Genomic DNA, 18,950 nt, shown 5'->3' with positions numbered 1-18,950 from the left:
CGGAAACGAGATCAGGCGAGCAGGGACACACCATGAGCATCAATAGGCGTTCGGCCTTGGCGTTCCTCGGCCTTAGCCTGGCCGCGCCGGCTTTCGCCCAGGCGCCTGTCCACTATGCGGGGGCTGTGGCCTTCAAGCACGGCGTCGCCTCGGGCGATCCCCTGGCCGACCGCGTCATCCTTTGGACCCGCATCACCCCGGCCGAGGCCACCACCGGCGAGATCGCCTATCGCTGGCGGATCACGCCCACCGGCAAGGCGAGCCTCTTCCGGCGAGTGAAGGCCATCTCTGGTGAAGGCGTGACCAGCGGGGCTCGCGACTTCACGGTCAAGGTCGATGTCTCGGGCCTGAAGCCCGGCGTGGAGTACAGCTACGAATTCGAGGCCAACGGCGTGGTCTCGCGGAACGGCTGGTTCCGCACCCTGCCGGTGGGCAAGACGGCCGACGTGGTGTTGGCCGTGGCGTCATGCACCCTGCATCCCAATGGCTACTTCCACGCCTATAGCGCCATCTCCGCCCTTCCCCGCGTCGACGCCGTCCTGCACCTGGGGGACTATATCTACGAGTACGGCGGGCCCGGTTCCTATGGCATGGACAGCAAGGTCGCCTGGCACAGGGCCCATGAACCCAACCACGAGTGTGTGAGCCTCGCCGACTATCGGACCCGCCACGCCCAGTACAAATCCGATGTCCAGCTGCAAGCCGCCCACGCCCGGGCTGCCTGGATCGTGGTCTGGGACGATCACGAGACGGCCAATGACAGCTTCATGTCGGGCGCCCAGAACCACACCCCCATCGATGAGGGTCCCTGGAACGAGCGCAAGGCCGCCGCCATCAAGGCCTATTACGAGTGGATGCCGATCCGTGAGCCGGTGGACGGCGGCTTCGCCATCAACCGCACCTTCCACTTCGGCGACCTGGCCAGCCTGATGATGCTGGAGACCCGGCTGACGGCGCGAGACCGCCAGCTCAGCTATGAGCGGGATCTCAACGGCATGAATGGCAAGCCTGATGTGCCCGGCTTCAGGAAAAAACTGGCCGATCCCTATCGCAGGATGATGGGGGACGACCAGGAGGCGTGGCTCGCCTCGGAGCTGACGGCCTCCGTGGCCTCGGGCCGGACCTGGCAGGTGCTGGGCAATGAGGTGATCATGGCTCGGATGGGCATCCCCAGCGCGCGCAAGGTGATGGGGGAGGCCGCTTTCGCCAGGGCGCTCGCCGCCTCGTCGCCCGCCGCCCGGACCCGCGTCACCCGCCTTGAGGACTTCGCCAAGCTCGGCCTGCCCTATGGTCTGGACATGTGGGACGGCTATCCAGTCGACCGTGAGCGGGTCTATGCGGCGGTCAAGGCGGCCCAGGCGCGGGCCATCGTGCTGTCGGGCGACAGCCACGCCTTCTGGGTCAACGAACTGTTCGATGACGCGGGGACGCGGGCCGCGGTGGAGTTCGGAACCACGGGGATCACCAGCCCGGGCGGCGGCGATACGCTGACGGCCTTCCCGCTCGGCGAGGTGTTCGTCAGCGCCAACAAGGAGGTCGTGTTCAACGACCAGAGGGCCAAGGGCTTCATCCTGCTGACCCTGACGCCCACCGAGGCCCGGGCCGACCTGATGGCGGTCTCCAACATCACCGAACCCACCTACGAGACCCGGGTGGTGAAGAGCTTCAGGGTGACGCCGGCGCAGGGCGGCCTGTCGGCGCCGGTCGCGGTCTAGCGGCGCTCAAGGGCCAGGCGCAGGCCGAAGGCGATGAAGACGCCGCCGGTGGCCCGGTCCAGCCAGCGCACCACGGCGGTGCGCTTCAACACCCGCGCGATCGGCTGGGTGGCGGCGATCAGCAGGGTGAGCCACAGCACCCCCAGCAGCACGTGGATGGTGGTCAGCAACAGCATGAAGGGGGCTGCCGGGACACCGGCCGGCAGGAACTGCGGCAGGAAGGACACGTAGAAGACCCCCATCTTCGGGTTCAGCACGTTGGACAGGAAACCGCGCCGCATCCAGGCGGTGTCAGAGCAGGTCATCGCCGGCGTCTCGGCGACTTCGAAGGTCTCGCGCGGCCGCAGGATCAGGCCAACTCCCAGCCAGACCAGATAGGCCGCGCCCGCCCATTTCAGGATGTTGAAGGCCATGGTCGACGCCTGCAGCACCGCGCCGAGACCGAGGGCCACCAGCCCACCCCAGACGAAGCAGCCGGCGAGAATCCCAATCATGGCCAGAGCCGCGCGCTTGGGTCCCTCCACCGCGGCCGTGCGTAGGATCAGAGCGGTGTCCAGGCCCGGCGTCAGGGTCAGCAATCCAGCCGCGCCTGTAAAAGCGAGCAGCGACTGGACGAGGGTCACGGCAGCCGTTCCTTGAGTTTTCCGTTCTCCACCACCCGATAGAAACAGGTGCGGAAGCCGGTGTGGCAGGCGCCGCCGTCACCCTCGGGGGTCACCTTCAGCAGGATGGCGTCCTGGTCGCAGTCGATGCGGACTTCCTCCACCAGCTGGATCTGCCCGCTGGTGGCGCCCTTGTGCCAGAGCTCGTTGCGCGATCGGCTGAAATAATAGACCTCGCCGGTGGCGAGCGTCCGCTCCAGAGCCTCGGCGTTCATATAGCCCAGCATCAGCACCTCGCCGGTCTCCGCGTGGGTGGCGATGGCCGGGATCAGGCCGGCTGAGTCGAACCTCGGGGCGAGCAGGTCGCCACGTTCGAGGATTTCCTTGGAGGTCGCGGTGGGGAAGGTGGGCTTGGCCATGGCCGCATATGGCGCCCATCCGCCCTGCCGCGCTAGCCTGACGACATGAGTCTCAAGGACTGGATCAAGGGCCGGGTGGCCGCGATGGACCTGGCCGTCCGTCCGTGGGCGGGCCGTTCAAGGCTCAACGCCTTCGCCTACGAGTTCCTGCTGTTCGGGCTGAAGCAGGCCTGGGCCTGCCTCTATGGCGGGGCGATGGTGGCCCTTCTGATCGGCAGCCATTTCTGGTGGCCGGCCGATGCGGCCCTTTCCCGCTACGACTTTCTGGTGATCGCCGCGCTCGGTCTGCAGGTCGTCCTGCTGGCGACGAAGCTGGAACGCTGGGACGAGGCCCTGGTGATCGGGATCTTCCACGTGGTCGGCACGATCATGGAAATCTTCAAGACCAGCCACGGGTCGTGGATATATCCCGAGCCGTCGATCCTCCGGATCGCGGGCGTGCCGCTGTTCTCGGGCTTCATGTACGCCGCCATCGGCAGTTATATCGCCCGGGCCTGGCGGTTGTTCGATATCCGATTCAGCAACTACCCGTCGCTGTGGGGCCCGTGGCTGCTGGCGATCCTCAGCTACGCCAACTTCTTCACCCACCACTACACGGTCGATATCCGCTGGGGCCTGTTCGCCCTGTCGGTGATGCTGTTTGGCGGGCGGAGCTTCCAGTTCACCGCCGATCTGAGGCCCCGCTCGATGCCGATGCTGATGGGCTTCTTCCTGGTGGCGATCTTCATCTGGTTCGCCGAGAACATCGGCACCTTCACGGCGACCTGGACCTACCCGCAACAGGCTGCGGAGTGGCGGCCTGTCGGCCTGGCCAAGCTGGGCTCGTGGTACCTGCTGATGATGCTTAGCTTTGTCCTGGTCACCCTCGTCCAACGGCCGCGGCCGGTGGAGAGCGATGAGCCTCGGACGACCCCGCTGGACGACGAGTTCTAGCGGTTGACGAAGTCCAGGAACCGCTGACGCAGGGTGGCGTCGGTCTTGAAGACGCCCGTGAACTGGGTGGTGATCGTCGTGACGTGCCGGTGGTGGACGCCCCGGGTGGTCATGCACTGGTGGGCGGCGTCGATCAGGACGGCGACGCCGGCGGGACGCAGGCTGTCGGTGATGGCGTCGGCGATCTGCTGGGTCATGGTCTCCTGGGTCTGAAGACGGCGGGCGAAGATTTCCACCACCTTGGCCAGCTTGGAGATCCCCACGACCCGGTTGGTGGGCATGTAGGCCACATAGGCCTTGCCCAGGAACGGAGCCATGTGGTGCTCGCAGTGGCTCTCCACCTCGATCTCCCGAAGCATGACGATGTCGTCATAGCCCTGCACGTCTTCGAAGGTGCGCGAGAGTTCCTTGGCGGGGTCGAGGCTGTAGCCTTCGAACCATTCGCCATAGGCGTCGACGACCCGCTTGGGGGTGTCGATCACGCCTTCACGCCTCGGGTCGTCGCCGGCCCAGGCGATGAGGGTGCGGACAGCCTCCATCGCCTCTTCGCGCGTCGGGCGCTTCACGGCTTCAAGATCAACGCCGGGAGTTCCGACGAGGGTTCGGTCGCGAGTAACAGCGTCCATGTGAGATCGGTTCTTTCCAGGGCTGAGTTGCGCCGGGACGAAGGTCCCGGAAAGACGCGTGGCCACCCTTATACGTAAGGCGAAGCTTTCCGGTTGCGAGACCGTGGCTTCCCTGACGCCCCGTCTGTATATGGGGCGCAAGCCTTTCCCGGCAACTGTTACGCAGCGTCAGACCCTATGACTTTGAACCTTTACGACACCATGGCCCGCACAAAGCGGCCCTTCACCCCCCACGATCCGAAGCGGGTGACGATGTATGTGTGCGGTCCGACGGTCTATAATTACGCCCATATCGGCAACGCCCGGCCCGTCGTGGCCTTCGACGTGCTGTTCCGCCTGCTGCGCCACACCTATGGCGCAGACGCCGTGATCTACGCCGCCAACGTCACCGACGTGGACGACAAGATCAATCGCAAGGCCGCTGACGAGGGCGTCGACATCTCGGTCATCACCGACCGCTATCTCGAGATCTACAACGCCGATATGTCGGTGCTGGGCGCCCTGCGGCCTACCCACCAGCCCCGCGCCACCCAGACCATGGACGCCATCATCGCCATGATCGGGCGGTTGGTGGACAACAAGGCCGCCTACGCCGCCGAGGGCCACGTGCTCTTCAACACCCAGGCCTATGCCGACTATGGCAAGCTGTCGGGTCACCCGATGGAGGACATGATCGCCGGCGCGCGCGTCGACGTGGCCCCCTACAAGCAGCACCCTGCCGACTTCGTGCTGTGGAAGCCATCCAAGGACAACGAGCCGGTCTGGGAAAGCCCCTGGGGTCCGGGCCGGCCCGGCTGGCACATCGAGTGCTCCGCCATGATCGAGCAGGCCCTGGGCCTGCCCATAGACATCCACGGCGGCGGCATCGACCTGTTGTTCCCGCACCATGAAAACGAGATGGCCCAGGGCCTGTGCGCTGGCCATGACCATGGCGCCGGCAAGGACGCCGAGTACGCCCGCTACTGGATGCACAACGGCTTCCTGAACATGGGCGACGAAAAGATGTCCAAGAGCGTCGGCAACGTCGCCCTCGTCCACGAACTGATCGAACAGGCGCCGGGCGAGGCCCTGCGCTGGGCGCTGCTGGTGGGGCAGTACCGCGCGCCCCTGGACTGGACCAACGAGCTGATCGAGCAGTCAAAGAAGGCACTGGACCGGCTCTATGGCGCTCTGCGCCGTTCCAGCGAGGTGAGGGCGGAGGCCACAGGCCCATCCGTCGCCTTCCTGGAAGCCCTGGAGGATGACCTCAACACCCCGGCCGCCATGGCCGAGTTGTTCGCCATGGCGACGGCTCTGGAGACCGCGCGGGGCGAGGATCGCGCCTATGCCAAGGGCGAGCTGCTCGCCTCGGCCAATCTGATGGGCTTCCTGTTTTCCGATCCGGAATACTGGTTCCAGGCCGGCGTCAGCGATGAGCTGCGCGAGAAGGTCGACGGCCTGATCGCCGACCGGGTGGCGGCGCGGACCGCCAAGGACTGGGCGGCCGCAGACCGCATCCGCGGCGAGCTCACCGCGTTGAACATCGAAGTTATGGACAATCCGACCGGTGCGACCTGGCGGATCAAGGAACAAAGCTGATGCCAGCGATCAACGCCCCCAAGGTCTTCACGCCCGGCGCGGGGCTTACCTTCAAGAAGTCCGGCGGCGGTGGCGGCCCCGGCGGCGAAAAGATCGAGCATCGCATCGGGGTTCAGGCCCCGGCCCGGGTGGTCTGGGAGACCCTGGCCGATCTGGACGCCTGGTCGGAATGGAACCCGCTCTACACGAATGCGCAGGGCAAGCTCGCCATCGGCGGGACCCTGGTTCTGACCCTGCAACTGCCCGACGAGGCGCCCGACACCATTCGCCCGGTGGTCACCGACTGGACTCCCGATAGCCTGCTCCACTGGAAGCTGACCCTGGCCGGCGGCCTGGTGCGCACTGTCCGCTATCTGGAGATCGACGAACTGGCGGAGGCGAGCTGCATCTTCGCCAATGGCGAGATCATGGGCGGCCTGCTGGGCCGCTACGTCGCCCGGCGCATGGGGCGCAAGATGTACCGCGGCTTCGAGGCCATGGGTGAGGCGCTCAAGGTCCGGGCGGAGGCCAGGTGGCGCGCCCAGGGCGGAAACCCTACATCCGCCTCATGATCGACGAGCTCTATTCCAACAAGCTCCTGAAGCTGGCGGCGAACCTGCCGCACGCTGGGCGGCTGCCCCAGCCTGAAGGGTCCTCCGAGAAAATCTCCAAGCTCTGCGGCAGCCGGGTGACCATCGATGTGGTCATGGATGGCGACCGCGTTGGCCAGTTCGCCCAGGACGTGAAGGCCTGCGCGCTTGGCCAGGCCTCGGCCGCGGTGCTGGGCGCCCATGTCTTGGGCGCGACGCTGGCGGAGATCGAGATGGCTCGCGACCAGTTCCGTGCTATGTTGAAGGACGGCGCAGCTGCGCCCGTTGGACGTTTTTCGGACCTAGAGATGCTCGCGCCCGTGAAGGATTACCCGGCCCGCCACACCTCGACGCTGCTGGCGTTCGAGGCCGCGACCGACGCTGTCCGGCAGGCGAGCACCCGAACTAGCCGCGCCGGCATAGCTTGATCGCCACCAACCGTCGGCGTAATCGCTGCGGTTGATTTGCAAGGCGTCTGCGTCCCGGCATGACCTTTTACGAAACCTGCGTCAGAGGTGGGCTCCGCGCCTACAAGCTGACGCTTTCGCCCTGGATCGGGCGCCAATGCCGCTTTCTTCCGACCTGTTCGGAATATGCGGCGGAGGCCCTGATCGGGCACGGCCCCTGGCGCGGCTCCTGGCTCGCGGCCCGGCGGTTGTGCCGTTGTCATCCTCTGGGCGGTTCGGGCTTTGACCCGCCGCCCCCGCCGCGCGGCAAGCCTGAGGGCGCCGCCCGGAAATGGACGTGTGAAACATGATCGACCTGATTTTCCCCGACGGCTCTCAGCGCCAGTATGACGACGGCGCCACGGGCCGTGACGTCGCCGCCTCCATCGCCAAGTCCCTGGAGAAGCGCGCCGTCCTCATCAAGCTGGACGGCAAGCTCTATGACCTTGACCGCGCCCTGCCCTCGGGCGGCGTGTTCGAGATCCTGACGCGCGACGCCCCGGAGGCCCTCGACACCATCCGCCATGACGCCAGCCACGTGATGGCCGAGGCGGTGCAGGAACTGTTCCCCGGTACGCAGGTCACCATCGGTCCCGCCATCGAGGACGGCTTCTACTACGACTTCGCCCGCGACACGCCGTTCAGCCTGGATGATCTGGCCACGATCGAGCAGCGGATGAAGGAGATTGTCGACCGCGACGAGAAGATCGTGCGCGAGGTCTGGAACCGCGACGAGGCCATCGCCCACTTCAAGGAGATCGGCGAGGCCTACAAGGCCGAGATCATCTCCGACCTGCCGGAGAGCGAAGAGATCAGCGTCTATCGCCAGGGCGCCTGGAAGGACCTGTGCCTGGGTCCGCACCTGCCCTCGACGAAGCATGTCGGCAAGGCCTTCAAGCTGACCAAGCTGGCCGGCGCCTATTGGCGCGGCGATCATCGCAACGCCCAGCTGCAGCGCATCTACGGCACGGCCTGGGCCAGCGAGGCCGACCTTGAGGCCTATCTCACGCGCATCGAGGAAGCCGAGAAGCGCGACCACCGCAAGATCGGCCGGGCCATGGACCTCTTCCACCTGCAGGAAGAGGCCAAGGGCATGATCTTCTGGCACCCCAAGGGCTGGACCCTGTTCCGCACGGTGGAGAACTACATCCGCCGCCGCCTGGACCTGGACGGCTACCAGGAGGTCAAGACGCCGCAGATCATGGACCGGGGGCTCTGGGAGCGTTCGGGCCACTGGGAGAAGTTCGGCGCCAATATGTTCGTCTGCGAAACGACGGAAGGCGAGGAGCTGGCCGTTAAACCGATGAACTGTCCGGGACACATCCAGATCTTCAACGTCGGGCAAAAGAGCTATCGGGACCTGCCCCTGCGCCTGGCCGAGTTCGGGGCCTGCCACCGCTATGAGCCGTCCGGCGCCCTGCACGGCATCATGCGGCTGCGCGCCTTCACCCAGGACGACGCCCACATCTTCTGCCGCGAGGACCAGATCGAGGCGGAGACGACCAAGTTCGTTCGCCTGCTCAACTCGGTCTATTCGGACTTCGGCGTGCAGCTCGACAGCGTCAAGCTGGCCCTGCGGCCCGACCTGCGGGCCGGCTCCGACGAGGTCTGGGACATCGCCGAGGACAAGCTCGACCGCGCCGCCCGCCAGGCGGTGAACATCGAGATCGAGCGGATGCCGGGCGAGGGCGCCTTCTATGGCCCCAAGCTCGAGTTCCACCTGCGCGACGCCATCGGCCGGACGTGGCAGTGCGGCACGCTGCAATTGGACTTCGTGCTGCCCGAACGGCTGGACGCCGAATATACGGCCGAGGACGGGTCAAAGCAGCGGCCGGTGGTCCTGCACCGGGCCGTGTTCGGCGCCGTGGAGCGGTTCCTGGGCATCCTGATCGAGAACCATGCCGGCGCCTTCCCGCTATGGCTGGCGCCGACCCAGGTGGTGGTCGCCACAATTACGTCCGACGCCGATGAGTATGCCTTGGCCGTCGCCCAGGAATTGCGCGCGGCGGGCCTGCGGGTTGAGACCGATCTTCGCAACGAGAAGATCAACTACAAGATTCGTGAGCACAGCCTGGCCAAGGCCCCGGTGATCGCCGTGGTCGGGCGTCGGGAAGCCGAGGAGGGCAAGGTGGCGTTGCGGCGGTTCGGATCGGACGGGCAGGAAATCCTTTCGCTCGCGCAAGCCGCGAAGACTCTTGCCTTGGAAGCGTTAGCGCCCGATGTTGCCCGTTCCACGGCGGCGGCTTCGGTTTCGCCCCGTGAACCGGTCGGGGCCAGGGAGGCTGGATGAACGGCATCGCCGCACCGATCGTCGCCTACGAGCCCGCGCCAACGCCTGATTTCGTAAGGCCGCGCCGCAAGGTGTCGGTGGTGATGGTCGTGTTCATGACCGGCGCTGCGCTTGAAGAAAGCGTCGCCTGCGTGCTGGCTGATCCCGCGGTCGATGAGTTCGTCATCGTCGACAACGGTTCGACCCGCGTGGAGGCGGCGCGTCTCGCCGGGGTTGCCGACCGCGACCGCCGGGTGGTGCTGATCAACGGCCAGGGCAATGTCGGATTCGCGCGTGGCGCGAACCTGGGCGCCAAGGCCGCCAGCGGCGAGGTCATCGTCTTCCTCAACCCCGACGCCTTTCTGCAACCGGGCTGTGTCACCGAACTGGTCCGCGCGATCGAGGGCCGTCCGGTCCCCTGTATCGTCGGCGGCCGGGTGTTGAACGCCGACCGCACCGAACAGCGCGGCGCGAGGCGGGGCGACATCACCCCCATCAGCGCCCTGATGAGCCTCAGCCACCTGGCCAAGCACGTGCCGGCCTGGAGCCGCTACGAGGTGCATTGGGAAAACGATGTCGCGCCGGACTGCGTGGCGGCGATCCCCACCATCTCCGGCGCCTGTTTCGCCATGCGTCGCGCCGATTTCGAGGCGGTCCAAGGCTTCGATGAGGGATACTTCCTGCACGTCGAGGACGTGGACCTGTGCTGGCGCGTGCGCCGCGCTGGCGGCGTCGTGCTTTTTCAGCCGAAGGCCGAGGTCGTCCACCTGGGTCACACCAGCCATGCGAGCCCCATCAAGGTCGAATTCCACAAGGGTGTGGGTCTGGCGCGCTACTTCCGCAAGCGCGCGGACAACATTTCCGAAAGCCTGTTGGCCTGGCTGCTCTCGCCGATCATCGTCTGCACCGCCGTGGCGCGTCCCGTCATGTGGCGCGTGCGCGGCCGCGCGACCTAAGGCGCCTTCGTCCTGGCGCTGAGCCAAAAGCGACCACTGACGATAGAGCCTGCCTTGGGCTTCTGATTGATGGATGTTGGATCAATCACGACATCAATCGTGGCTCCTTCATAGGTCCGAACAAGAGCCCACCAGAACGTTCGCGTTCCCGCCGTATTTGTTTTGAGGCTGGTCTTGAGAACCGTTCCGGCGAAGTCCGCATAGGGAACCGGCAGATTTCCCTCGTCGGGAAGAGCGCCGCCGACCTTTTGGAAAAACATTCCACTCGGGATGAAGTAATTCGCTGCGTAGGTGACGCTCTCGCCGCGATCTTTTTGCGCCTTATAGTAGGCAGTCTCGTCTGCGTAGAGCTGCGGCTCGTAGCTAAAAGCCGATAGGTTGATGCTCAGCCTTTTCCCGACCGTGAACTGACTGGCTTGGATCGGGTCTGCCAAATCGAAAACGAGCGGAGTTTCCAGACCAGAGAAGCGCGCAGCGATCGCGATTTCATAGGGCTTCCAGTCTGGGTCGGACGCATCGCCAGAGACCTCAACCTCAACCTGCCCCTCACCTGCGAAGGCGGGATTCACCGTCACCAACTCAGATGCGCCGGACGAATTCTTTTTGATACCAAGGCGCAGCTCTCCGCCTGACGAGTCTCTTACGAGGCACGACATGTCTGACGCGGTGAGCGTGGCGGGCTGGCAGGTCTGTATGAACCGCTCGGCCAATTCAGAAACGGCCGCGGGGTTTCGGCTGTCGAAGACGAATCCGACCATGGAGAAGTGTGAAACGTCGGCCGGCATGGTCCCCCCGGAGAGCCAGTTCGAGCGCCTTAGCGCTCAGTTGATGAGCTTCTGTTAGCCAGCGGGCTGAGGAAACAATCCCGCCTTGGCCACCGACGAGGTCGGCGGCTTGCCTATCAGGTCCGACACCCATTTCGCCGTGCTGATCAGGCCGGGCAGGTCGTAGCCGGTTTCGAACCCGGCCCTCTCCAGCATGTAGACCAGGTCCTCGGTGCCGATATTGCCGGTGGCGTCCGGCGCGAAGGGGCAGCCCCCCAGTCCGCCGCAGCTGGCGTCCAGGATATCCACGCCGGCCTCCACGCCGGCATAGGCGTTGGCCAGGCCCGTGTTGCGGGTGTCATGGAAGTGCAGGCGCAGCTTCTTGTCGCCGATCACCGCCTTCACCGCCTCGACCCGGGCGCGCACGGTCCAGGGGTCGGCCGCGCCGATGGTGTCGGCCAGCGCGATCTCCGCGATGTTCAGGGCCGCCGCCTCGCGGGCGAGCGCCACCACCTGGTCCTGGCTGACCTCGCCGTCGAAGGGGCAGCCGAAGGCCACGGAGAAGGTGGCGCTGATCGGCGGCCCACCCTCGGCGTCGCGGCGGCCGGCGATGGCCGCCAGGGCCGCCATCTGCTCGGCGGTGTTGGCGCCCTGGTTGCGGATGCCGAAACCGTCGGTGGCGCAGACCACGACATTGGCCTCATCGCACTGGGCGGCGACCGCCCGCTCCCAGCCCCTCATGTTCAGCACCAGGCCGATGCGCGAGCGCCCGGCGGCGACGGGAACGCCGGCCATCACCTCCTCGGCGCCGGCCATCTGCGGAACCCGCTTGGGATTGACGAAGGAGACGGTCTCCATCCGCTTGGCGCCGGCGGCCTCCAACTTGCCAATGAAGGCCAGCTTCTGGTCGACGTCCAGCAGGGCCTTCTCGTTCTGCAGGCCGTCGCGGGGCCCGACCTCGACGATCTCGATGAAGCGGCTCATGGCGCGGGCTCCGGGGGCGGGGGCGGCGGCGCGTAGATGCGCAGGGTGGTCTCGTCGCCGTTGGAATAGTCCAGGCCCTTGACCTCGCCGATCTGTCGGGGTTTCAGGCCCCGCGCCCTGATGGCGGCGTCAAAGGCCTTCTGCTCGCGGCTCTCCACCACGGCGGGGCGGTTGTCGGCCAGGGCTTCGGCGGCCTGGTCAGGGCCGCCCAGGTCGGTGGGGGTGCCGAGCGCGAACACCAGGCTGGGTTCGGCGTAGCCGGCCACCGCCACGGGGGCGGGGGCGATCCCTTGGCGAGGCAGAAGGCGAGCCTGGGCCAAGGCCTGCTCGGTGCGTTGCGACAGCCATAGGGGCTCCAGCCGGGGCGCCAGGCCGGCGGCCAGCGCCGTGTGGCCCAGGATTCCAAGGGCGCCGGCCGTGAGCAGGGCCGTCTCGGCGCGGCCCTTCATCAACAGGTAGGCGCCCGCGAAGCCCGCCGCCGCAACCAGGGACCCCGCCACCAGGGCGGAGGGGAGATCGGAGGCGTCGCCGTACTGGCTCATCAGGTAACCGACTCCACCCGCCAGCAGGGCGCCAGCTAGGGCCGATAGGCCGGCCCCGCTCCAGCGCACCCGATCGCCCAGCGGCTCGCGCAGGGCCGCCGCGGCCAGCCAGGCCAGGGCGCCATAGGCCGGCAAGGTGTAGTGGACCAGCTTGGTGGGGGTCAGCTCGAAGGCCAGGAAGGCTGGGACCAGCCAGGCCAGGGCGAACCGGACGCCCGGCTCGGCGCGATGACGCCAGCCATAGGTCAGGGCGGTCGGCAGCAGCAGGGTGGCCGGGAAGAACAACAGTGGGGTGGCGAGCGTGTGATAGCCGGGTGGCGCGCCATGGCTCTCCTGGCCGCCAGCCAGTTTCGGGGCCAGGTCTCCCACCAGGGCCGCGCTCCAGAATCCGCCATCGGTGGCCACGGTCACCGCCCAGGCCCAGGGACCGACGACGGCGGCGAACAGGATCAGGCCCCAGCTCCAGCCCAGGCTCTTCAGCCAGGGGGCCTTGCGGTCCCAGGCCCACAGCGCGATGGCGGTGAGCGCCACCACCATCAGGCCGACCGGGCCCTTCACCAGCACCGCCGCCGACAGGCCGGCCCAGAACAGCAGCCGAGTCAGCCGGCCGGCCGGGGCGCCGTTGAGGCTGCCCGCATAGACCCGGGCAAGCGCCGCGACCGCCAAGGTCGTGGTCCCGCAAAGCACCGCGTCGGTCTTGGCGATAAAGGCCTCCGACGACAGCAGGAAGGTCGAGGCGAGGGTCGCGCCCGCCAGCAGTCCGGTGGGGCCGCCGAAGAACACGGCCGCGCCCCAGGCGCAGGCCGCGGCCGCCAGCATGGCGCCCAGCAGGGAAGGAATCCGATAGGCCCAGATGTCTCGGGCTTCGGCTTCAGACAGCAGGGCGACCGATCCGGCCTGCAGCCAGTAGATGCCCACTGGCTTCTTGAAGCGGGGCTCGTCCTGGAAACGGATCACCACGAAATCGCGGGTTTCCAGCATCTGGGCGGTCGCCTGAGCGAAGCGTGATTCGTCGCGATCCAGCGGCGGCACGGCGAAAACACCGGGCAAGCCCGCCAGGAAGGCGATCAGGGCGGCCAGGGCTGGACCACGCCAACCCCGGCTCCAACGTTCGAGAAATCCGTCCAGAGTCATGTGGGCTTGATAGCACGATCCTTCCAGCCGCCGACTTTTCCGGTAAGGAGGGGCATGGCCAGACCCGCAGCCTCAGCGCCCGACATCTCCGTGGTGGTTCCCGTCTTTGACGAGGAGGGCGCCGCGCCCGATCTGGCGCGGGAAATCGCCGCGGCGTTCAATGGGCGAAATTACGAGATGGTCTTCGTCGATGACCGGTCGCGGGACGGCACCGTCGCGGCGCTAACGGCGTTGAAGGCCGAACTGCCGCAGCTTCGGGTCCTGACCCACCGGTCCAATTCCGGTCAGAGCCGCGCCATCCGCACCGGCATCCTGGCCGCCCGTGGCGACGTCATCGTCACCCTGGACGGTGACGGTCAAAATGACCCCGCCGATGGTCCCAAGCTGGTGGACGCCCTGCTGGCCGGTCCGGCCAACCTTGCCCTGGTGGGCGGCGAGCGGGTCAAACGCCAGGACAGCCAGGCCAAGAAGATCGCCTCCAGGTTCGGCAATGGCGTGCGCAAGCGCATGCTGAAGGACACCGCCAACGACACCGGCTGCGGCCTGAAGGCTTTCCGCCGCGAGGCCTTCCTGCGGCTTCCCTATTTCGACCACATCCACCGCTACATCCCGGCCCTGATGATCCGCGAGGGATACCGGGTGGACTTCGCGCCGGTGAATCACCGCCACCGCCAGACCGGCAGGTCGAAATATACCAATCTTGGTCGGCTGATGGCCTCGGTCTCCGACCTGCTCGGCGTCATGTGGCTGCAGACCCGGGCGCGCAATCCGGGCGGCGCCGACGAGGTCTAGTAGACCAACCTGGCGGTGAAGCGCCTTTTCGGGCCGCGCCAAAGCGGTTAACCCTTCAAGGCTCGCCGGGCTTGCCGGCCGCCTTAGGGGGCTTTCGCGATGTTCGCCGCGTTTCCGCTGCTGGCCCTGCCAGTGCTTGTCTACAATCTGATCGCGCTGACGCTGACCGGGGGCTTCTCGGCCTTCGACGCCTCGACGCGGGTGAGCGAGGAGCTGTTCGTCATCCAGATGACCTCCAAAGCGGCCTGGCCGGTCAGCCTCGGAGACCTGCTGCTGGCCGCGGCGCTGGTGGTGCTGTTCATCGAGCTGCTGAAGTCGACCACGAGCCGGCGGGTCGCCATCGTCAATCACTCGCTGTCGATGATCCTGTTCATCATCTGTCTGGTGGAGTTCCTGCTGGCGCCCGCTTTCGCGACCTCAACCTTCTTCCTGCTGACGATCATGGTGCTGCTCGACGTGCTCGCCGGCTTCATTGTCACCATCGTCGCGGCGCGACGGGATATCGACTTCAGCCCCGAAGGCGGCTGACATCGCCCCTAGGTGAGGGCCGTGAAGATCAAGGCCACCACGGCGACGTCGAACATGCGGATGAAAGCGAACATGGGGCGCCCCGTTGGGATGGTCACCCCGGGGGTCAAGCAAGACCGGCGCCAGAGAGGGCGTTTCTGATGGCGCTCTTCTTCGACACCGGTTGGTTCGACGCTCGGTTGGCGGAACGTGGCCTGTCAAGGCGCGTGATGGCCGCTGCGGCCGGGATGTCCGAGGCCGATCTCACCCTGGTGTTCAAGGATCAGCGGGAGCTTTCGGCGGCGGAGGTGGCGGCTTTTGCGGAGCTGCTGGGCGCGGCCCCGGCGGAGATCGCCCGGCAGGCCGGCGTCTCGACGCCGGTTCCCGGCGGTGGGCCGGAGGCGCGGTTTTCGTCCCTGGAACGGCGGGTGGCGGCGCTGGAGGCCGAGTTGGCGCGGCTTAGGCGCTAGATCTCGGTCTTGCCGATGGAGCCTTTGCGGGCGCGACGGTCAGCCTTGCCGGACCATTCGGTGGCCCCATAGATATTTCTTGCCGCCCCCAGCGTTTCGGGGCCGCCGCGCAGGCCGCGCTTCTGGCCGTCCTGCCCCATGAGCTGGGCGCTGAACACGCTGGGGCCTTCCGCCGAGTGATCGGGCGTGGGCCGCACGGGGTCACCGGTGATGATCGCCGGGACGCTGCGATCGTCGGTGTCGTGCAGGCTTTCACTGTCATCGACCCGGCCCCGGTAGGTCCGGCGTGCCTGGGCGGCTCTGCGAAGGGGATCGATAGGCGAGGTCATGACAAGGTGATCCTGACTCCGCCTTCGTTAAAAAATGACGCCCTAGGTCTTGGAGATCAGCTTCTCGATCTGGGCCTGCATCTCTTCCATCCGTCGTTTCATCTCGTCCAGGGCCGGGTCGGAAGCCGCGGCGGGCGCGGGATCTGGCGCGCGCGCCGCCTGGGTCGGCTCGTCGGTGCGGGTGTAGGCGAAGGGCGAGAACATCTTCATGGCCCGGTCGAACAGGGCCAGGTTCTGGCGGATCTGATCGTCATAGACGCCGATCCCGGCGCCTTGGCCGAGCGTCGAGAACTGGGAGCGCATGCGCTCCTGCTGCTCGGCGAAGGTCGACAGCGACAGTTCCAGATACGACGGCAGGAAGGCTTGCATGGAGTTGCCGTAGAAGCCGATCAGTTGCCGCAGGAACTGGATGGGCAGCAGGTTCTGGCCCTCGCGCCCTTCTTCCTCGACGATGATCTGGGTCAGGACCGAGCGGGTGATGTCCTCGTTGGACTTCGCGTCATAGACCACGAAGTGGATGCCCTGTTTGACCATGTCCGAGAGGTGCTCGAGCGTCACATAGGAGCTCGACGCGGTATTGTAGAGCCGCCGGTTGGCGTACTTCTTGATGACCACGCGGTCTTCGTTGGACTTGCCGCTGTTACCCTGAGCGCCCGCCATCCCAAATCCTTCTCTAGGCCCGCCCCCCGTGGCGAGCCCTATCTTGCGGCGCAGTATCGCGGATGCGAGCGCGTTCGCAAAGCGCGCTCCGGTGGAACACGAACGATTTCACCCCCTTGCTCATTCTCCAGCGGTTCTCGATAGATAGGGTTCAAGCGCTTGAAGGAGCCTGTCATGTCCGATGTCGTCATCGTCTCGGCCGCCCGCACCCCGGTCGGATCGTTCAACGGGGCGCTCTCCGCCCTTCCGGCGCATGAACTGGGCAAGATCGCCATCCTTGCCGCCATTGAGCGCGCGGGGATCACCGCCGCCGACGTGGAGGAGGTGATCATGGGCCAGGTGCTGCAGGCCGGCGCCGGCCAGGGCCCCGCCCGCCAGGCCTCCATCAACGCCGGCATCCCGCAGGAAAGCCCGGCCTGGAGCCTCAACCAACTCTGCGGCTCGGGCCTGCGCGCGGTGGCCCTGGGCGCCCAGCAGATCGCCGATGGCTCGGCCGGCATCGTCATCGCCGGCGGCCAGGAGAGCATGAGCCAGTCGCCTCACGCCTCACAGCTGCGCACCGGCACCAAGATGGGCGACACCAGCTTTGTCGACACCATGGTCAAGGACGGCCTGCTGGACGCCTTCCACGGCTACCATATGGGCCAGACCGCCGAGAACATCGCCTCCCGCTGGCAGATCACCCGCGGCGAACAGGACGAATTCGCCGTCGCCAGCCAGAACAAGGCCGAGGCCGCCCAGAAGGCCGGCAAGTTCGCCGGCGAGATCGCGCCGGTCACCATCAAGGGCCGCAAGGGCGACGTGATCGTCGACCAGGACGAATACATCCGTCACGGCGCCACGCTCGACAGCGTCTCGGGCCTGCGCCCGGCCTTCAACAAGGAAGGCTCGGTCACCGCCGCCAACGCCTCGGGCCTCAATGACGGGGCCGCGGCCCTGGTGCTTATGAGCGCCGAGGAAGCCAAGAAGCGTGGGCTGAAGCCCCTGGCCCGCATCGCGTCGTGGGCCTCGGCCGGCGTCGATCCGGAGATCATGGGCACCGGCCCGATCCCCGCCAGCCGCAAGGCCCTGGAAAAGGCCGGCTGGTCGGTGGGCGACCTGGACCTCATCGAATCCAACGAGGCCTTCGCCGCCCAGTCGATCTGCGTCGTGCGCGATCTGGGCCTCGATCCGGCCAAGGTGAACGTCAACGGCGGCGCCATCGCCATCGGTCACCCCATCGGCGCCTCGGGCGCTCGCATCCTGACCACCCTGCTGCACGAGATGAAGCGCTCCGGAGCCAAGAAGGGCCTCGCCACGCTGTGCGTGGGCGGCGGGATGGGCGTGGCCATGTGCGTCGAGCAAGTCTAGCGGCGGTTTGACCCAGCGCCGGAGCAACCGGCGCGGGAACAGTTTTAGGGAGATACAGGAATGGCCAGAGTCGCATTCGTCACGGGCGGGACCCGAGGCATCGGCCGCGCGATCTGCGAGCGCCTGAAGGCCGATGGCATGAGTGTCGCCGCCGGCTACTCCGGGAACGAGGAGGCCGCGGCCGCCTGCGCCAAGGAGCTTGGCGTCATGGTGGTGAAGGGCAATGTCGGTAACTTCGAGGACTGCGAGCGGGCGGTGAACGTGGTGATGGCCGAGCTCGGCCCCATCGACGTGCTGGTCAACAACGCCGGCATCACCCGCGACGGGGTCTTCCACAAGATGAAGCCCGAGCAGTGGTCCGAGGTCATCCGGGTCAACATGGACAGTGTCTTCAACATGACCCGCCACGTCATCGAGGGCATGCGCGAGCGCGAGTGGGGGCGGATCATCAACATCTCGTCGATCAACGGCCAGAAGGGCCAGATGGGCCAGACCAACTATTCCGCCGCCAAGGCCGGGGTCATCGGCTTCACCAAGGCCCTGGCCCTGGAGAACGCCCGCAAGGGGGTGACGGTCAACTGCATCGCGCCCGGCTATATCGACACCGAGATGGTGCAGGCCGTGCCGGAGAACGTGCTGGCCTCGATCATCAGCCAGATCCCGGTGGGCCGCCTGGGCAAGGGCGAGGAGATCGCCGACATGGTGGCCTTCCTGGCCGGCGAGCATGCCGGCTACGTCACCGGTTCGACCCTGTCGCTGAACGGCGGTCAGTACATGGCGGGGTAGGGCGCCGGGGCCACACCGGCGCGATCAAGGCGTTTGGAGCTTGAGCGTAGGCCTATTGGCGTCCAAAAAGCGCCCCAGTCGTCGAGCATCACACCCCCCTGATGATAACCGAAAACCCGGCGCCTGCCTGCAAGCTCGCCCTCGTCATGGCCCTGGCCATGACGGGGCTGCTGGCTGAGCCCGCCTGGGCCGGGCCTGACAATCTAAGGGAAAGCCTGTTTGGCCAGCACCCGGCGGCGGGGCGCAATCAGTCGCCCCCCGTCGCCCGCTATGTCAGCCAGGAGGGGGACGTCTTCGTCCTCGACCGCAGCCAGAACCGGCCGCTGCTGAAGTTCCAGGACAGCCCCGAGGTCTGGGCGCTGAAGCCCCAGCCCGCGCCGCGCGGCGACATCATCTACAAGAACGACCTGGGCGAGCCGGTGCTGCGCGCCACCCGCCTGGGGGGGCTGACCCTGTTCACCGAGGGCCGGCCCGGCGGCACGGCGGCGGCCCTGGCCGGGGGCGGCCCGGCCCTGCGCC

The 18,950-nt window shown here is 66.9% G+C and carries 22 protein-coding genes; 14 read left to right on the top strand and 8 right to left on the bottom strand.

Features of this window, described 5'->3' with window-relative positions:
• Positions 1 to 32 precede the first annotated feature (32 nt).
• Positions 33 to 1,715, top strand: coding sequence for an alkaline phosphatase D family protein (locus tag AAC997_RS15135; RefSeq protein WP_340646531.1), 1,683 nt, complete (start codon positions 33 to 35; stop codon positions 1,713 to 1,715).
• Here the strand turns inward: AAC997_RS15135 and AAC997_RS15130 are convergent.
• Entirely contained in the window at positions 1,712 to 2,338 is a 627-nt protein-coding gene (locus AAC997_RS15130; protein ID WP_340646530.1) for a LysE family translocator, read from the bottom strand. The two genes, AAC997_RS15135 and AAC997_RS15130, sit on opposite strands and share 4 nt — an antisense overlap.
• Positions 2,335 to 2,736 (bottom strand): phosphoribosyl-AMP cyclohydrolase, encoded by a 402-nt coding sequence (gene hisI, locus AAC997_RS15125; RefSeq protein ID WP_340646529.1) that lies wholly within the window; start codon positions 2,734 to 2,736, stop codon positions 2,335 to 2,337. Before hisI ends, AAC997_RS15130 begins: the two co-directional genes overlap by 4 nt.
• Positions 2,737 to 2,781: 45 nt before the next feature.
• On the opposite strand from hisI, the gene AAC997_RS15120 reads away from it, so the two are divergent.
• Positions 2,782 to 3,669 (top strand): DUF817 domain-containing protein, encoded by an 888-nt coding sequence (locus AAC997_RS15120; RefSeq protein WP_340646528.1) that lies wholly within the window; start codon positions 2,782 to 2,784, stop codon positions 3,667 to 3,669.
• Here AAC997_RS15120 and folE read toward each other — a convergent pair.
• Positions 3,666 to 4,295, bottom strand: a complete 630-nt coding sequence (folE, locus tag AAC997_RS15115; protein WP_340646527.1) for a GTP cyclohydrolase I FolE — start codon at positions 4,293 to 4,295, stop codon at positions 3,666 to 3,668. The genes AAC997_RS15120 and folE overlap by 4 nt on opposite strands.
• Positions 4,296 to 4,472: 177 nt before the next feature.
• On the opposite strand from folE, the gene cysS reads away from it, so the two are divergent.
• Genes cysS through AAC997_RS15085 form a run of 6 tightly spaced genes read left to right on the top strand, consistent with a single transcriptional unit; the run spans position 4,473 to position 10,113 of the window.
• Positions 4,473 to 5,873 carry a cysteine--tRNA ligase gene (gene cysS, locus AAC997_RS15110; RefSeq protein WP_340646526.1) on the top strand — a complete coding sequence of 467 codons (1,401 nt, stop codon included), beginning with the start codon at positions 4,473 to 4,475 and terminating at the stop codon, positions 5,871 to 5,873.
• On the top strand, positions 5,873 to 6,424 hold the full coding sequence (locus tag AAC997_RS15105) for an SRPBCC domain-containing protein (protein ID WP_340646525.1): 552 nt from the start codon (positions 5,873 to 5,875) through the stop codon (positions 6,422 to 6,424). Before cysS ends, AAC997_RS15105 begins: the two co-directional genes overlap by 1 nt.
• Positions 6,421 to 6,870 (top strand): iron-sulfur cluster assembly scaffold protein, encoded by a 450-nt coding sequence (locus tag AAC997_RS15100; protein WP_340646524.1) that lies wholly within the window; start codon positions 6,421 to 6,423, stop codon positions 6,868 to 6,870. Before AAC997_RS15105 ends, AAC997_RS15100 begins: the two co-directional genes overlap by 4 nt.
• 59 nt (positions 6,871 to 6,929) lie before the next feature.
• Complete coding sequence (yidD, locus tag AAC997_RS15095; protein ID WP_340646523.1) at positions 6,930 to 7,199, top strand: membrane protein insertion efficiency factor YidD; 270 nt, start codon at positions 6,930 to 6,932, stop codon at positions 7,197 to 7,199.
• The gene (gene thrS / locus AAC997_RS15090) at positions 7,196 to 9,178 is read left to right on the top strand and encodes a threonine--tRNA ligase (RefSeq protein ID WP_340646522.1); all 1,983 of its coding nucleotides are present in this window, start codon (positions 7,196 to 7,198) and stop codon (positions 9,176 to 9,178) included. The genes yidD and thrS overlap by 4 nt, the downstream gene beginning before the upstream one ends.
• On the top strand, positions 9,175 to 10,113 hold the full coding sequence (locus AAC997_RS15085) for a glycosyltransferase family 2 protein (protein WP_340646521.1): 939 nt from the start codon (positions 9,175 to 9,177) through the stop codon (positions 10,111 to 10,113). Before thrS ends, AAC997_RS15085 begins: the two co-directional genes overlap by 4 nt.
• Here the strand turns inward: AAC997_RS15085 and AAC997_RS15080 are convergent.
• Genes AAC997_RS15080 through AAC997_RS15070 form a run of 3 tightly spaced genes read right to left on the bottom strand, consistent with a single transcriptional unit; the run spans position 10,110 to position 13,537 of the window.
• Positions 10,110 to 10,898: a hypothetical protein gene (locus tag AAC997_RS15080; protein WP_340646520.1), complete on the bottom strand. Its 789-nt coding sequence runs from the start codon at positions 10,896 to 10,898 to the stop codon at positions 10,110 to 10,112. The genes AAC997_RS15085 and AAC997_RS15080 overlap by 4 nt on opposite strands.
• A gap of 54 nt (positions 10,899 to 10,952) precedes the next feature.
• Positions 10,953 to 11,861 carry a hydroxymethylglutaryl-CoA lyase gene (locus AAC997_RS15075; RefSeq protein WP_340646519.1) on the bottom strand — a complete coding sequence of 303 codons (909 nt, stop codon included), beginning with the start codon at positions 11,859 to 11,861 and terminating at the stop codon, positions 10,953 to 10,955.
• Positions 11,858 to 13,537 carry a glycosyltransferase family 39 protein gene (locus AAC997_RS15070; RefSeq protein ID WP_340646518.1) on the bottom strand — a complete coding sequence of 560 codons (1,680 nt, stop codon included), beginning with the start codon at positions 13,535 to 13,537 and terminating at the stop codon, positions 11,858 to 11,860. Before AAC997_RS15070 ends, AAC997_RS15075 begins: the two co-directional genes overlap by 4 nt.
• A 54-nt stretch (positions 13,538 to 13,591) precedes the next feature.
• Here AAC997_RS15070 and AAC997_RS15065 point away from each other — a divergent pair, with 54 nt between their 5' ends.
• The 3 genes from AAC997_RS15065 (at position 13,592) to AAC997_RS15055 (ending at position 15,306) form a co-directional block, all read left to right on the top strand.
• Positions 13,592 to 14,329: a glycosyltransferase family 2 protein gene (locus AAC997_RS15065; protein ID WP_340646517.1), complete on the top strand. Its 738-nt coding sequence runs from the start codon at positions 13,592 to 13,594 to the stop codon at positions 14,327 to 14,329.
• Positions 14,330 to 14,428: 99 nt separating this feature from the next.
• A complete protein-coding gene (locus tag AAC997_RS15060; protein ID WP_340646516.1) occupies positions 14,429 to 14,857 on the top strand; it encodes a hypothetical protein in 429 nt (142 codons plus the stop codon).
• 140 nt (positions 14,858 to 14,997) lie between these two features.
• Positions 14,998 to 15,306 (top strand): helix-turn-helix transcriptional regulator, encoded by a 309-nt coding sequence (locus AAC997_RS15055; protein ID WP_340646515.1) that lies wholly within the window; start codon positions 14,998 to 15,000, stop codon positions 15,304 to 15,306.
• Here AAC997_RS15055 and AAC997_RS15050 read toward each other — a convergent pair.
• Together AAC997_RS15050 and phaR are read right to left on the bottom strand one after the other, a co-directional pair.
• Complete coding sequence (locus tag AAC997_RS15050; RefSeq protein WP_340646514.1) at positions 15,303 to 15,635, bottom strand: hypothetical protein; 333 nt, start codon at positions 15,633 to 15,635, stop codon at positions 15,303 to 15,305. The genes AAC997_RS15055 and AAC997_RS15050 overlap by 4 nt on opposite strands.
• Before the next feature lie 42 nt (positions 15,636 to 15,677).
• Complete coding sequence (gene phaR, locus AAC997_RS15045; RefSeq protein ID WP_340646513.1) at positions 15,678 to 16,295, bottom strand: polyhydroxyalkanoate synthesis repressor PhaR; 618 nt, start codon at positions 16,293 to 16,295, stop codon at positions 15,678 to 15,680.
• A 174-nt stretch (positions 16,296 to 16,469) separates the two neighbouring features.
• Between phaR and AAC997_RS15040 the strand changes: the two genes are divergently transcribed.
• The 3 genes from AAC997_RS15040 to AAC997_RS15030 all read left to right on the top strand — a co-directional run.
• Positions 16,470 to 17,645 (top strand): acetyl-CoA C-acetyltransferase, encoded by a 1,176-nt coding sequence (locus tag AAC997_RS15040; protein WP_340646512.1) that lies wholly within the window; start codon positions 16,470 to 16,472, stop codon positions 17,643 to 17,645.
• Between the two features lie 60 nt (positions 17,646 to 17,705).
• On the top strand, positions 17,706 to 18,431 hold the full coding sequence (gene phbB / locus AAC997_RS15035; protein WP_215343187.1) for an acetoacetyl-CoA reductase: 726 nt from the start codon (positions 17,706 to 17,708) through the stop codon (positions 18,429 to 18,431).
• A 101-nt stretch (positions 18,432 to 18,532) separates the two neighbouring features.
• On the top strand, positions 18,533 to 18,950 hold a 418-nt coding region (locus tag AAC997_RS15030; RefSeq protein WP_340646511.1), incomplete at its 3' end, for a DUF4908 domain-containing protein.

Source organism: Phenylobacterium sp., assembly GCF_037968635.1.
GTDB lineage: Bacteria > Pseudomonadota > Alphaproteobacteria > Caulobacterales > Caulobacteraceae > Phenylobacterium.
This window is presented reverse-complemented; position numbering and strand designations above follow the sequence as displayed.

Excerpts from the sequence above, each read along its gene's own strand:
- AAC997_RS15135 (WP_340646531.1), top strand. The coding sequence starts at position 33 with ATGAGCATCAATAGGCGTTCGGCCTTGGCGTTCCTCGGCCTTAGCCTG.
- hisI (WP_340646529.1), bottom strand. The coding sequence starts at position 2,736 with ATGGCCAAGCCCACCTTCCCCACCGCGACCTCCAAGGAAATCCTCGAA.
- AAC997_RS15120 (WP_340646528.1), top strand. The coding sequence starts at position 2,782 with ATGAGTCTCAAGGACTGGATCAAGGGCCGGGTGGCCGCGATGGACCTG.
- folE (WP_340646527.1), bottom strand. The coding sequence starts at position 4,295 with ATGGACGCTGTTACTCGCGACCGAACCCTCGTCGGAACTCCCGGCGTT.
- cysS (WP_340646526.1), top strand. The coding sequence starts at position 4,473 with ATGACTTTGAACCTTTACGACACCATGGCCCGCACAAAGCGGCCCTTC.
- AAC997_RS15105 (WP_340646525.1), top strand. The coding sequence starts at position 5,873 with ATGCCAGCGATCAACGCCCCCAAGGTCTTCACGCCCGGCGCGGGGCTT.
- AAC997_RS15100 (WP_340646524.1), top strand. The coding sequence starts at position 6,421 with ATGATCGACGAGCTCTATTCCAACAAGCTCCTGAAGCTGGCGGCGAAC.
- yidD (WP_340646523.1), top strand. The coding sequence starts at position 6,930 with ATGACCTTTTACGAAACCTGCGTCAGAGGTGGGCTCCGCGCCTACAAG.
- thrS (WP_340646522.1), top strand. The coding sequence starts at position 7,196 with ATGATCGACCTGATTTTCCCCGACGGCTCTCAGCGCCAGTATGACGAC.
- AAC997_RS15085 (WP_340646521.1), top strand. The coding sequence starts at position 9,175 with ATGAACGGCATCGCCGCACCGATCGTCGCCTACGAGCCCGCGCCAACG.
- AAC997_RS15080 (WP_340646520.1), bottom strand. The coding sequence starts at position 10,898 with ATGCCGGCCGACGTTTCACACTTCTCCATGGTCGGATTCGTCTTCGAC.
- AAC997_RS15075 (WP_340646519.1), bottom strand. The coding sequence starts at position 11,861 with ATGAGCCGCTTCATCGAGATCGTCGAGGTCGGGCCCCGCGACGGCCTG.
- AAC997_RS15070 (WP_340646518.1), bottom strand. The coding sequence starts at position 13,537 with ATGACTCTGGACGGATTTCTCGAACGTTGGAGCCGGGGTTGGCGTGGT.
- AAC997_RS15065 (WP_340646517.1), top strand. The coding sequence starts at position 13,592 with ATGGCCAGACCCGCAGCCTCAGCGCCCGACATCTCCGTGGTGGTTCCC.
- AAC997_RS15060 (WP_340646516.1), top strand. The coding sequence starts at position 14,429 with ATGTTCGCCGCGTTTCCGCTGCTGGCCCTGCCAGTGCTTGTCTACAAT.
- AAC997_RS15055 (WP_340646515.1), top strand. The coding sequence starts at position 14,998 with ATGGCGCTCTTCTTCGACACCGGTTGGTTCGACGCTCGGTTGGCGGAA.
- AAC997_RS15050 (WP_340646514.1), bottom strand. The coding sequence starts at position 15,635 with ATGACCTCGCCTATCGATCCCCTTCGCAGAGCCGCCCAGGCACGCCGG.
- phaR (WP_340646513.1), bottom strand. The coding sequence starts at position 16,295 with ATGGCGGGCGCTCAGGGTAACAGCGGCAAGTCCAACGAAGACCGCGTG.
- AAC997_RS15040 (WP_340646512.1), top strand. The coding sequence starts at position 16,470 with ATGTCCGATGTCGTCATCGTCTCGGCCGCCCGCACCCCGGTCGGATCG.
- phbB (WP_215343187.1), top strand. The coding sequence starts at position 17,706 with ATGGCCAGAGTCGCATTCGTCACGGGCGGGACCCGAGGCATCGGCCGC.